At 39.7% G+C, this 13,379-nt stretch carries 12 protein-coding genes; 5 read left to right on the forward strand and 7 right to left on the reverse strand.

What is annotated here, in order from left to right; genetic code table 11:
* Positions 1–66 precede the first annotated feature (66 nt).
* On the reverse strand, positions 67–405 hold the full coding sequence (gene glnK / locus NDN11_RS16935; RefSeq protein WP_004656379.1) for a P-II family nitrogen regulator: 339 nt from the start codon (positions 403–405) through the stop codon (positions 67–69).
* 275 nt (positions 406–680) lie between these two features.
* Here glnK and NDN11_RS16940 point away from each other — a divergent pair, with 275 nt between their 5' ends.
* Positions 681–908 carry an accessory factor UbiK family protein gene (locus NDN11_RS16940; RefSeq protein ID WP_167250174.1) on the forward strand — a complete coding sequence of 76 codons (228 nt, stop codon included), beginning with the start codon at positions 681–683 and terminating at the stop codon, positions 906–908.
* Between the two features lie 69 nt (positions 909–977).
* On the forward strand, positions 978–2,465 hold the full coding sequence (locus NDN11_RS16945; protein WP_251111562.1) for a YifB family Mg chelatase-like AAA ATPase: 1,488 nt from the start codon (positions 978–980) through the stop codon (positions 2,463–2,465).
* A gap of 41 nt (positions 2,466–2,506) precedes the next feature.
* Here NDN11_RS16945 and NDN11_RS16950 read toward each other — a convergent pair whose 3' ends face one another.
* Entirely contained in the window at positions 2,507–3,295 is a 789-nt protein-coding gene (locus NDN11_RS16950) for a TorF family putative porin (RefSeq protein WP_251110282.1), read from the reverse strand.
* Positions 3,296–3,700: 405 nt separating this feature from the next.
* On the opposite strand from NDN11_RS16950, the gene NDN11_RS16955 reads away from it, so the two are divergent.
* Positions 3,701–4,465 (forward strand): sulfite exporter TauE/SafE family protein, encoded by a 765-nt coding sequence (locus NDN11_RS16955; protein ID WP_251110283.1) that lies wholly within the window; start codon positions 3,701–3,703, stop codon positions 4,463–4,465.
* 83 nt (positions 4,466–4,548) lie between these two features.
* Here the strand turns inward: NDN11_RS16955 and NDN11_RS16960 are convergent, their stop codons facing one another.
* Positions 4,549–5,322: a TorF family putative porin gene (locus NDN11_RS16960; RefSeq protein ID WP_251110284.1), complete on the reverse strand. Its 774-nt coding sequence runs from the start codon at positions 5,320–5,322 to the stop codon at positions 4,549–4,551.
* Positions 5,323–6,062: 740 nt separating this feature from the next.
* Between NDN11_RS16960 and NDN11_RS16965 the strand changes: the two genes are divergently transcribed.
* Positions 6,063–7,409 carry an OprD family outer membrane porin gene (locus NDN11_RS16965; protein WP_167250166.1) on the forward strand — a complete coding sequence of 449 codons (1,347 nt, stop codon included), beginning with the start codon at positions 6,063–6,065 and terminating at the stop codon, positions 7,407–7,409.
* A gap of 100 nt (positions 7,410–7,509) precedes the next feature.
* Here NDN11_RS16965 and ppa read toward each other — a convergent pair whose 3' ends face one another.
* Both ppa and NDN11_RS16975 read right to left on the reverse strand, forming a co-directional pair.
* Entirely contained in the window at positions 7,510–8,037 is a 528-nt protein-coding gene (ppa, locus tag NDN11_RS16970) for an inorganic diphosphatase (protein WP_004656389.1), read from the reverse strand.
* Positions 8,038–8,153: 116 nt separating this feature from the next.
* Positions 8,154–8,552: an MAPEG family protein gene (locus tag NDN11_RS16975; RefSeq protein ID WP_004802081.1), complete on the reverse strand. Its 399-nt coding sequence runs from the start codon at positions 8,550–8,552 to the stop codon at positions 8,154–8,156.
* 150 nt (positions 8,553–8,702) lie between these two features.
* On the opposite strand from NDN11_RS16975, the gene NDN11_RS16980 reads away from it, so the two are divergent.
* A complete protein-coding gene (locus NDN11_RS16980) occupies positions 8,703–9,095 on the forward strand; it encodes a hypothetical protein (RefSeq protein ID WP_251110285.1) in 393 nt (130 codons plus the stop codon).
* Positions 9,096–9,145: 50 nt separating this feature from the next.
* Here NDN11_RS16980 and NDN11_RS16985 read toward each other — a convergent pair whose 3' ends face one another.
* Both NDN11_RS16985 and parC read right to left on the reverse strand, forming a co-directional pair.
* The gene (locus NDN11_RS16985) at positions 9,146–10,825 is read right to left on the reverse strand and encodes a long-chain-fatty-acid--CoA ligase (RefSeq protein WP_167250162.1); all 1,680 of its coding nucleotides are present in this window, start codon (positions 10,823–10,825) and stop codon (positions 9,146–9,148) included.
* Positions 10,826–10,981: 156 nt separating this feature from the next.
* Positions 10,982–13,201 (reverse strand): DNA topoisomerase IV subunit A, encoded by a 2,220-nt coding sequence (gene parC / locus NDN11_RS16990; protein WP_251110286.1) that lies wholly within the window; start codon positions 13,199–13,201, stop codon positions 10,982–10,984.
* Between the last annotated feature and the right edge of the window lie 178 nt (positions 13,202–13,379).

The following is a 13,379-nucleotide window of genomic DNA, read 5'->3' on the forward strand; positions in this document are numbered from 1 at the left end:
GTGTCCCCCAACCTTATTTTGTGAGCTATTTCTCTTAATTTCTAACTCAGCAAAGTTTGTGCCAATTTAGACAGCATCTGGCCCAGTCTCACCCGTACGGATACGGATCACTTGCTCTAAATTCGTGACAAAGATTTTTCCATCACCAATTTTGCCTGTGCTTGCGACACGAGTAATTGATTCAATGACTGCATCAACCATTTCATCACTAATCGCAATTTCAATTTTTACTTTCGGTAAGAAATCAACGACATACTCTGCACCACGATACAATTCAGTATGACCTTTTTGACGTCCGAAACCTTTGACTTCAGTTACGGTAATCCCTTGAACACCAATTTCAGAGAGTGCTTCACGCACATCATCTAATTTAAATGGTTTTACAATTGCAGTTACAAGCTTCATGTTTGTTTTCCTTCGGCTTATTTTCACCAGTAAGGTTTTATGTTCAATTTTCATGCCAATATTTAAAGGTTGGGGATTTTTAAATATTGAGCACAAGCTTTCTTTATAACCTATTTAGCCTTGAAGATGTAGATAGTGCACTGAAAATAAGTTTCATTTCACGATATTGAATAAAATCATAGAGTCACTCATCCTTCTGTCCCGAACTGTGCTAGAGGATTAGATCCAGCAGTGATACACTGAGTAGCAAATGTACATAACCTATTGAGCACTTTATGATTGAGACTCTTTTACAGGCAATTTTGCAGCAAGTAGACCAACCTAAAAAAGATTTAGAAAAAAACTTACGTGCATTATTGAATGAAAGTATCGAAAAACTAGATCTTGTCTCTAAGCAAGAACTCGACCGTCAAAGAACTGCACTCAATATAGCCAATCAACGCCTTACTGAACTTCAGCAACAGATGAAAATACTTGAGGAAATCGTTCAGAATAAAAAATAAGCACCAATTCGGTGCAATCAGCACTGGAAAATGATTAAAAATAAAGCACCACAATGGAACAATAATAAGATGTCTTTTGCCAAGATCTATACGAGAGGCTTATTGGGGCTACATGCCCCGCAAATTGAAGTTGAAGTCCACATTAGTTCAGGCTTGCCTTCACTCACAATTGTCGGGTTACCCGAAGCTGCAGTACGTGAAAGTAAAGACCGTGTCCGCTCAGCCATCATTAATAGCGGTTTTCAGTTTCCAACCAAGCGCTTAACCATTAATTTAGCGCCTGCGGATTTACCTAAAGATGGTTCCAGACTCGACTTACCGATTGCGCTCGGTATTCTGATCGCTTCAGGACAGTTACCAGAAAATAGCACTGAAGGCTTTGAATTTATTGGTGAACTGGCATTAGATGGACATTTACGCCCCATATCAGGTGCATTGACCATTGCGATGGCTTGTCAACACGCCCAACATCGCTTATTACTACCAACTGCAAATTTAGATGAAGCCAACCAGCTTCCCAATTTTGAAGTCTATGCAGCCAATCATCTACAAGAGGTTTGTGCACATTTTTCGGGCAATTCCCAGATTCAAGCTGCACCACAAAGAATAACCGCAGCCGCCTCCTATTATCAATTCGATCTTGCCGATGTAAAAGGACAACTTCGCCCACGTCGTGCTTTGGAAATTGCTGCCGCCGGTGGGCACTCATTATTGTTTAAAGGGCCCCCAGGGACTGGAAAAACACTGTTGGCTTCACGCCTTCCTTCTATTTTGCCCCCTTTGAATGCACGCGAAAACTTAGAAGTTGCAAGTATTTATTCGGTTGCTAACGCACAACATACTTTTGGACAAAGACCATTTAGAGCACCACACCATACCGCATCTGCAATTGCTTTGGTTGGCGGTGGTTCCCAGCCCAAACCTGGTGAAATCACCTTGGCGCATTTAGGTGTTTTATTTTTGGATGAGTTGCCTGAGTTTGACCGAAAAGTCCTCGAAGTCTTACGTCAACCACTGGAGTCCAAAGAGATTGTGATTTCACGAGCAGCACGGCAAATGACCTTTCCTGCAAATTTTCAATTTATTGCCGCAATGAATCCTTGTCCTTGTGGTTATGCTTTTAATCAAGATAGCCGCTGCCAATGTTCAGCAGAAAGCATTCAGCGTTATCAAAATCGAATTTCTGGTCCTTTATTAGATCGTATTGATTTGCACATTGATGTACCGCCCTTACAGGCACAAGAATTACAGGATCGAACCCCAACCGAAAACTCTGACACGGTACGACAACGGGTTATCCATGCTTATGAAAAACAGATCCAAAGACAACAGTGTTTAAATCAGGCACTCTCACCCAAATTATTAGAACAGCATGCTTCGTTAGATAACAGCTCGACGAAAATTATTGAAATGGCACAACAGCGGCTCAACCTTTCTGCTCGTGCCTATCATCGGGTGTTAAGAGTGGCTCGAACCATTGCAGATTTAGCTCAGAGTGAGTCAATCAGTAGTCAACATATTACTGAAGCATTGTCCTATCGCGGCCAGCAAAAATAAAAAAGCGACCTAAAGATCGCTTTTTTATTGATAAGAATAAGTTAGAACGCATAACCAAGGGCTAATACCACTTTATTCTTTTGTTTGGTTTCATCACGAGTATAACCACCGAAAATATAATCCAGACTCCAAGTTGCGCCCGTATTGCCCAATGGGTGCGATAAACCCAGTGTTGCATGACGGAAGGCAAAATCTGTTTTGGTCACATCACCAGCTTTGGCTTGATAAGCCAGATATTCATCGTCGTCGCCATAATAATAGGCTGCAACTTGTGCTTTCCCTGTAAAACCACCTGCAAGTTTTGGCGCATACGTCGCCAAGAAATAGGTATCGCCCTTGTTTCCAAAGGTAACATTATTTAATAAGGTCTGTGCGGTAATGCTGAAATCTTTATAACTTAGCCCCAAGATGGTTTCATAGCCTGTCGACTCCCAACCTGGATAATAGTAATAAACCGTTCCCCCAATTTGATAGCCAAGATCTTCGGTAATTTTGCCTTTATATCCTGCATAAAAATCATTCTCGAAGGACTTTTTCTCTTCCTTCACATCGGTTGGGGAAGTATTAAAATCAGCATAGGCAGCGGTTAAAGTCGAAAACCAATAGCCCAGATAGAATCCACTGTCATGACTATAATCCAGCCCCCCTTGAACCGCTGGTGTATCGCTTTCTGGCGAGTTGGTCATGCCACGTAAATTATAGCTAGACACAACATTAACATTTCCTGTAATTGTGCCAGGAAATGGTAGTTTAGTTTCCTCAGCCAAACTCAAAGTTGATGCTGTGGTCAGCATTCCCAGTACAGCAGCCTTGCATGCAAATTTCATCATATTGGTCTCCCCCTATATTTTAGATACTCAATTGATTTTTAAGTTTTAAATTGCATCACCAGCTATTTAGCAAATGCTGTGCCAAGCTTAAATAAAAATAAATACCAATAAAATCAATAACTAAAAAGTGAAAGGTGAAATTTTTGGTTTATAGCGGTATTTGTATTGCAAAAAATAAGGAAATCTTGCAACCAAAATGGGCTATTGGTACTCGACATAGCGCACAAAAGCACTGTTTTAGCCGAGTAAAGAACTTTCATTCATTCAAACCTTTATTTTTAATCTGCATAAAAAAACAACAAAGCCAAGCAAACAATGTTTTAATCATGCCGTTAGATTGTTATTTAAAACACTGAATAAAACATACACAACAATATCATTTGTCCTCAGATTGGCTGATTTTTTATGATCAACGAAACCGCCCTATTTACTTTAGGACTCTTTGCCTTCTGTGGTGGCCTAATCGATGCCGCAGTAGGTGGTGGTGGTTTAGTACAAATTCCAGCGCTGTTACATGCATTGCCACAGCATAGTATTGCAACTGTTTTTGGCACCAATAAATTAGCAGTTTGGGCTGGAACTACAGCCTCGATTTTTAGATATGTTCGTAAAATCACTTTTGTGTGGAAGCTTCTGATTCCCACGATGCTAGCAGCATTTATATTCGCATTTATTGGTGCAATGACCACTGCCTATATACCAAAACAATTGATGACGTATGTCATTTTCTTTTTACTCATCATGATGGCCATTTATACTTTTTTAAAGAAGGACTTAGGTGCACAAAGTACTTATGTCAAATGCGGGCATAAAGAAATCTGTCTCGGCATCCTTTTTGGAGGATTAATAGGCTTTTATGATGGTATTTTTGGACCTGGGAGTGGCAGCTTTCTTCTTTTTCTATTCGTCAAAGTGTTTGGTTTTGATTTTCTCAATGCATCTGCCTCCGCAAAAATTGTAAACCTTGGGACATTTAGCGCAGCACTGTTATTTTTTATCCCTACAGGTCATGTCTTGTGGGAAATCGGATTAACAATCGCCGCCTGTAATATCATGGGTTCTTTAGTGGGTGTTTTTCTGGCATTACGCTATGGCAGCCAATTTATCAGATTATTTTTTCTTGTCCTTTTAGTTTTTCTGATTATCAGAATGGGGCTATCTATATTTTAATCAGGCTTAATACCTCTATGCTCAAGAAATAAAAAAGCCAGCAACAATGCTGGCTTTTTTATTTCTTAATTACTCAAAGAAACTTAGAATGCTTTAGTTAGAGTAAACACTGCACCTGTTTCAGTACCACGTTTATATGGTTGAGCATCCGCGTCAATATTGGTTCCCACAGCTGCTAACTCAGCCGTTAAACCAGATACCGATTTGACACTATAAGTTACCCCAACTTTCCAGTCCACATAGTTGTCATCTTCAGCACCAGTGTCACTAAAGTCATAGTTATCCACTTTGGTGTAACCCACACTTGCCACACCACCAAAACCAGTATCTGCAAAAGGCACATTATAGGTTGCATTTACATACCAACCGTTTTCGTCAGTACCTGCAAAATCATTGGTATAGTTCAAAGCACCTAGTAAACTGTCGCCAGATGCCAATACATTTTTAAAACCTAGCTTAGCGTATAACTCTAACCAGTTTATATCCGATGAACTTGGATAACCGTAGTACCATAAACCCACATCTAAAGTCGGTTTACCAGCAAATGGAAGTTCAGTTGCATAACCGACATATGGATCAAGCTCTAAATGAGTTGGGTTGTCTGCACTAAAATGTACATTTGAAGCCCAAACACCCGCATATAAGCCAGATGAATGCGTTAATGCGAATCCACCTTGTACTGCAGGATCACCTTCAGTTTGAGTAATACCACGATAACGATAATCAGTCGTTAACGCAGCGGTTCCAGAAAAGCTAAGGCCGTATTGAGATAATGTATTTGTTTCTTCCGCCATAGCAAAAGTCGAAGTCACTGCACAAATACTCAACGCGATTGCTTTACATGCAAATTTCATCATATTGATCTCCCCCATGATGGATATTCGACTGATTTATGTTTTAAATTGCATCGCAAAGTAATTAGCAATTGCTGTGCCAACTTTATAAAAACTGCGTTAAATCTCGATCTTGTCTCATAAAGGTGCTGAAGTTCAATCAAGAGTGTCTTGGAATTGGCACTTATCAAAAACAAATCAGTTTTTTTGAACTATTTAGAAGCAACAGAAAAATATAGAACATTTATTGCACAAAAAAGATGCATAGTATTTGGGGTCAAATCAACTGAGCCGCTCAAAAGACAAGCATTTTATGGAAAAAAGCAGCGATGTATCATAAAGGTGCATTGGCAAAAAACTTAAATTAACCTGAACATCTGTAACTTTTGGATTGATCAGTCACTGCCATTCGTCGGGATGGTATTTTTTGCAAACCGATACGCTTATTTTTTAAACAAAGAAAAAATAACTCATTAAATAAAAAGAAAAAATAATGCAATAAATCACATATTTTTATAAAAATAAATCAAAAAATATACAGCTTATTTTACAACCAAAATAAATTAAATTAGATATAAAAATCATTATCTTAAATTTAATTTGATGTTTTTTTAAACGAGAAACAAATCATAAAATTATATAAGTATTTTATTTAATATTAATTAAATTATTTTAATAAAAATCTATCTTTTTTATGCATAACTTATACAATTGGTCAAAATTTCGGTTCTATCCCAAATTTATTTTTTTTAATGAGGCGAGCTATGCCAAAGGCAAATAAACTTACTTTAGCGGTTTTGATTAATGCCGCGTTAATTACCTCAACATATGCAAGCGAACAAAGCGAAGCAAAAGGACTTGTTGAAGATGCCAAAGGGGATATTTTATTCCGTACTGGTTATTTAAATCGTGACAAAAAGAATGGTGTCGAAGACACTAGCTCATATGCTCAGACGGCAATGGTAAAACTGGAAACTGGTTTTACTCAAGGTTTAGTTGGCTTTGGTGCGGGTATTATTGGTGATGCGTCTTTTAAATTAGGCTCAAACAAAAATGCTGGTAACGGCATGATCCCACGCGAACGCCTAAATGGTGTAGATGGTGCGGGTGACGCATATGACCATTGGGCACGTGGTGGCGGTTTTGTAAAAGCACGTATTTCTAATACGACCGTGACCTACGGTACACAAATCCTTGATTTACCTGTTTTAGCAAGTAACACTGCTCGTCTAGTTCCTGAATATTTTGAAGGTGTACTAGCAAACAGCCGTGAAATTAATGGCTTAGAGTTAACTGCAGGTAAATTCACAAAAAACCAATATTCTGACCAAATTAAATCTGATGGCAACCGCTTAGACCAAGCAGTCGTTTGGGGTGCTAAATACAAAGTAAACGATCAATTAAATACAGCTTACTACGGTACTGATATCAAAGATCGTTTAGAACGTCATTACGCAAACGTGAACTTTAAACAAGCTTTAGCTAATAATAGTTCATTAACTTATGACTTTAGCGGTTACCATACTGACTGGGATCGTAAATCAAATGACAGCCTATATTCTTATATTGGTTCAGCAGATGATAAGTTCCAAAACTCTATTTGGGCAATATCTACAACATATAACACTGGCCCACATACTGTAATGGTTGCCTATCAACAAAACAGTGGTAATGCTGGTTATGACTATGGTCTTGGTAAAGGTGTAGGTGATGGTCACCAGACAATCTACCTTCCAAACTCTTACCTATCTGACTTTATTGGTAACGATGAAAAATCTGCTCAACTTCAATATAGCCTTGATTTTGGTAGCTTCGGTGTACCAGGCTTAAGCTGGACTACAGCCTTTGTCTATGGCTGGGATATCGATGCAAATGCAGCAGTTAAAAATGCAAGTGATCAGGTTATTGCCCGTGTACGTACAGCAGATAATGCAACTGAACGTGAATTCTTTAACCAAGTGAAATACACCGTTCAATCTGGTTTTGCCAAAGATGCGAGCTTACGTTTACGTCACTCGTACTACCGTGCAAGCGATGCGTATGATCAGACTTATATCGGTGATACCAACGAATGGCGTATCTGGCTTGATATCCCTGTGAAATTATTCTAATTCACAGTTGATCAAGCAATAAAAAAACTCCATTCAAATGAATGGAGTTTTTTTTATGACCAGATTTTAAATTTTTAAACTCTGGTCGAGCATCTCAAAGTTACTTTTTAGCAGCTTCGATTGCTTTAAGTACTTCAGCTTTCGCAACGTCAGCACCTTCCCAACCACTGATTTTTACCCACTTACCAGGCTCTAAATCTTTGTAGTGAGCAAAGAAATGCTCAACTTGGCTGATCAATAATGGCGGAAGATCCGTATATTCTTGAACATCTTTATAAAGTGGAGATAATTTTTCGTGTGGAACAGCGATTAATTTCGCATCGATACCACCATCATCTTCCATTTTTAATTTGCCTACTGGACGGCAACGAATCACAGAACCAGCAGCAACAGGATGTGGAGTTACAACAAGTACGTCTAATGGGTCACCATCTTCAGACAATGTATTTGGTACATAACCGTAGTTTGCTGGGTAGAACATTGCTGTACCCATGAAACGGTCTACAAATAACGCATCTGAATCTTTATCGATTTCATATTTGATTGGCGCTGCATTTGCAGGAATTTCGATGATGACATAGATGTCATTAGGTGCGTCTTTACCCGCAGGAATATTGCTATAACTCATATCAACACTCGTTTAATATTGTGAAGTCAGATGTAAATCGGACAGATTATAACGTGAATACAATGAAAATGATGCTAGATATGCAAACAGCTGGAGAATTTTATAACCAACGGCAATCAGGTCATTTTGATTGTGATCACGAACAGTAAAATTGGACAAAGCAGAGAGAAAAACCAAATGATTGAACGTAAAGTCGCTAAATTGGCTAGATAACAAATGCCGTAAATCACACGGAATACGATGTAAGCCCAGCCCAAGGTAAGAATAAAGCGTTCCGGCACAACCATATATTCTGCCATCAAAATCGCAGCAATAAACAAAGGTAAACTTTCAAAGCTATTTTGTTGCACGGCATTGGCTCGTGCAGACAACCCTGTTGTTTTAGCTAAAAACTCGCGCGGATTTTGATTATCTTTTGCTTGAAAACCACCTTTTGATTTTGCAATCAAGGTAAATACATACGGCAACAAACATGCGACTATAATCATCAATATAATGCCGCTAATACCTTGCATGCTGACATCCATCATTTGAAGTTCTTCTGATCATGCTATCATAATCTATAATTTATTGAACTTTCATTTATGCTTGTTCTACAAGCGTTTCTTTTACACCGCGTTTTTGTGTAAAAGTTGTGTTTTTTCATACAGTTTTAAGGTCAAACTATGCAGCAGCAAGATCAAAAAGAAATGTTTGATGTTTTGGCACAACAACGACAACATCAACTCTTGGTTGATCGTGTGCTGAAAGTTGTGCTCCCTATCATGGCATTTCTACTCAGTGTGATTTGCGCCAATCTAAATTGGCAATCCACCTTAGGCACATTTGTGATTCTAACTATTGCCTTTTATGCCGTTGGCATTTACCGTTTGACTCTATGGCACTGGCTAGCAGGAATTGTGCTGTATGCTATTGCTGATAATTATTTTAGCTTTAATGGCATTGATCCAACCCGTTTACGTTTCCAACTCGCGACGATGGTGGTTTTTGTCGGCATTGTCGGTATTGGACGACCTTATATAGACCGCTGGTTAATGAAATCAAATAGCACCAAATAAATCCAAATAAAAAAAACGCTGCGATTGCAGCGTTTTTTTATTTACTGTACTTAAGCTGGTTTACGTAAGTCTTTACGTAAGATTTTACCTACGTTTGACTTCGGTAATTCTTCCATAAACTCAACATAACGTGGGCACTTATAACCTGTTAGGTTTTGTTTTGCATAAGCAATAATTTCTTCAGTGGTTAAAGAAGGATCTTTTTTCACGATGAATAATTTTGGCACTTCACCTGATTTTTCATCTGGAACGCCAATTGCAGCCACTTCCAATACTTTAGGATGTTTCGCAATCACTTCTTCAATTTCACTTGGATAAACGTTAAAACCAGATACCAAGATCATGTCTTTCTTACGGTCAACAATCTTCACATAACCACGTGAATCCATGACACCGATATCACCTGTACGGAAGAAATTATCAGCAGTCATGACTTTTGCTGTTTCATCTGGACGGTTCCAATAACCTTTCATGACTTGTGGACCACGGATTGAGATCTCACCTTGTTCACCCAGTGCGACTTCATTACCGTCATCATCCAAGATCGCAACTTCAGTTAATGGTAATGGAATACCAATGGTGCCACTGAATTCAGTTGTTGCAGGTGGATTCGCTGTTGCAACAGGCGAAGTCTCAGATAGACCATAACCTTCAATAATGGTTGTACCTGTGATCTTTTTCCATGCTGCCGCAGTTGAAGGCAATACCGCCATACCACCGCCCATCGCCATCTTCAGATTGCTATGGTCAAGTTGTTTGAACTCTTCATTGTTCACTAAAGCATTAAACAATGTGTTTACTGCTGGGAAGAATGATGGCTGGTATTTACGTAATTCACCAACCACTGCTGGCAAGTCACGTGGATTTGGAATCAAGATATTCGCTTGGCCTTTATACATACCGTAAAGCGCACATACCATGAACGCAAAGATGTGATAAAGCGGTAATGCACAAACAATGCGGTCACCTTTGGCACTGTCAGAAGCACCAAACTTACTTGAGAAAATTGCTTCACACTGAAGTAAATTTGCAACAAGGTTACGATGCGTCAATTCAGCACCTTTAGAAACACCTGTTGTACCACCTGTGTATTGCAGTACAGCCGTATCGCTCAAAGTTAAACTTGGACGTTTATAATTGCTTGGATTAGCTTTATTTAATGCAGCATTAAATTTAGTGTGACCTGGGATATTCCACGCTGGGATTTGCTTACGAACTTTACGTAACACAAAGTTGACCAATGTGCCTTTCAGCGTACCCAACATATCACCCACTGAAGCCACCACAACATGCTTCACGGGTGTTTTACCAATAATGCTTTGATAAACGCTGGCAAAGTTTTCAATGATCACCAATGCTTCCGCACCAGAGTCATTCAATTGATGCTCAAGCTCACGCGCTGTGTACAATGGATTCACGTTTACAAGCACTAAACCTGCGCGAAACACACCTAAAGCCACCACTGGATATTGGAAAACGTTCGGCATCATTACCGCAACACGTGTTCCTTTTGCTAAGCCTAAGCTTTGTAAATAAGCAGCAAATTTACGGCTAGCGACTTCTAATTCATTAAACGTTAAAACTTTATCCATGAAGATAAAGGCATCGCGTGAACCAAATTTTTGGAAATTGCGTTCAAAAATATCAACAAGTGAGGTGTTTTCAGCAGGCAGTTCAACTGTTTCTGGAATTCCTGTCTTTTGGTATTCAGCAAACCAAATCTTTTCCATAATGCCATTATCTCCGAGTGGTAATCCTTAAAAATGTAACAACGTTACGTCCATGACAAAACATTTTTTTTAACTTTTTGAATTGCCCTGTCAATCTATTCAAACAATATGAATACATTGTCATATATAACGTATTTGTATCACAGAATACTAGCCTTATCTCTGAATGAAGAGTCTATTTGCTTTTTGATATCCACGTGGTAAAAGTTGCCCCTTTGTTGCTCTTTTTCCTAGATATTTTTGTAAATCATCGCCTTTCAGTTTTAGATGCTGTTGTCCTGCAGCGACTTGGATTATTTCATCTAACGTCAGGGTTGTCATGGATAAAATTTGCTCTTTTTCATCAAGTTGTATCAACTTGTTACCTTTACCTTTATTCAGAACTGGAAGTTCAGCTAAATCAATAATCAATAAACGTCCTGATGAACTTAGAATCGCAACATGAGTTGCCTGCTGAATCGGCAGTAATGGCAAAGCAGTTCCCTTATCTGCAACTGTCAAGAATGCCTTACCTGCTTTGGCATTGGTATCCAATTGCGCGGCCTGGGTTTTAAAGCCGTAACCTTTTGAGCTGACAGCGAGTAATTCATTATTATCATCCTCAATAAAGACTTGGATAAATGAAACACCACTGGCTGGAGACAGTTTTGAACTAAGCGGCTCACCTAAGCCACGAGCAGAAGGCAAACTGCTAATCGGCAAGGCATAACTACGTCCTGTTTGATCTAAGAAGTACACACGCTGATTGGTTTTACCCACCGCATGACTTAAATATTGGTCTCCCGCTCGGAAGTTAAGATTTGCAGCATCTACTTCCGCCCCTTTGGCAGCACGCACCCAACCTGCTTCTGACAAGACCACAGTCACCGCTTCTGCTGGCATTAAATCTTGTTCTTTAATCTGAACCGCGTCTGCGCGAGCAACGATTGGTGAACGACGATCGTCACCAAATTTTTTCGCGTCTTCTTTTAACTCACTGATAATAAGATTTTTCAATGATTCAGGATTTGCCAATTGCTCACGAATAATGGCAGCTTTAGCTTCCAGTTCTTCTTGCTCACGGCGAATTTCCATTTCTTCAAGTTTGGCTAAATGGCGGAGCTTGAGTTCTAAAATGGCTTCAGCTTGAATTTCATCAATGCCAAAATGCTGCATCAATTCAGGTTTTGGCTGGTCTTCTTCACGAATAATCCGAATCACGGTATCAATATCTAAGTAGGCAATTAAAAGACCAGCCAAGATATGTAAACGCTTTTCAATTTTGGTTAAATGATATTGCAAACGACGCGTTACCGTTTGCTTACGGATCTCAATCCACTCTAACAAGATTCGGCGAATCGATTTCACCTGTGGGCGACCGTCGGCTCCAATCATGTTCAGGTTGACACGATAGCTTGATTCCAAATCAGTCGTCGCAAACAAGTGACTCATTACCGTTTCTGCATCGACACGATTCGAGCGCAGCACAATTACCAAACGCGTTGGATTCCGATGATCAGATTCATCACGAATATCGGCAACCAGTGGCAACTTCTTGGCAATCATTTGATCGGCAATTTGGGTCACAACCTTTGAACCAGAAACCTGATAGGGTAATTCGCTAATCACGATTTCATTTTTCTCGACCGTATATACTGCTCGAACACGGTAACTACCACGACCTGTGGTTTGAATTTTCAGTAATTCTTCAGGCGGAGTAATAATTTCAGCTTTGGTCGGTAAATCTGGCGCAGGAATATATTCTGCTAATTTTTCATCTGTGGTTTCAGGATTGCGAATCAGTGCAATCGTGCCTTTCACCACTTCACGCAAGTTATGTGGTGGGATATCGGTTGCCATCCCTACCGCGATACCCGTGGTACCATTCAATAAAATATTGGGAATACGTGCAGGCAACGTGATTGGCTCTTTCATTGAACCATCGAAGTTATCTTGCCATTCACTGGTGCCCTGCCCAAGCTCACTCAGCAATAATTCACTATAAGCCGAAAGTTTAGCTTCGGTATAACGCATTGCCGCGAATGATTTTGGATCATCAGGTGAACCCCAGTTGCCCTGACCCTCAACCAGTGGGTAACGATAGCTAAATGGCTGTGCCATCAACACCATCGCTTCATAACAGGCTGAGTCACCATGCGGATGGTATTTACCGAGTACGTCACCGACGGTACGTGCCGATTTTTTCGGCTTACCCGTCGATTTTAAGCCCAGCTCGCTCATCGCATAGACAATACGGCGCTGTACAGGTTTTAAACCATCACTGATATGGGGCAATGCACGATCCATAATCACGTACATGGCATAGTTCAAGTAAGCCTGTTCAGTGAATTCGGCTACGGAACGGTTTTCTGTTGCATGATGTGCAAGGCTGGTCATTTCAGCGAGTCATCCAAAATCATTTATTATCGTCAATGTTTTGTATGCTATGTGGATGAAAGCGTTGTGACAAGTCCTTGTTGTTGTTTAAACGTCAAATGGTGTCTTAGGAAGATTACAATGCCTCAAAACTTAAACATTCTTCATGATTTAGAAGCTGACAAGTGGCATAAAGCCG

Source organism: Acinetobacter sp. C26M (genome assembly GCF_023702675.1).
GTDB lineage: Bacteria > Pseudomonadota > Gammaproteobacteria > Pseudomonadales > Moraxellaceae > Acinetobacter.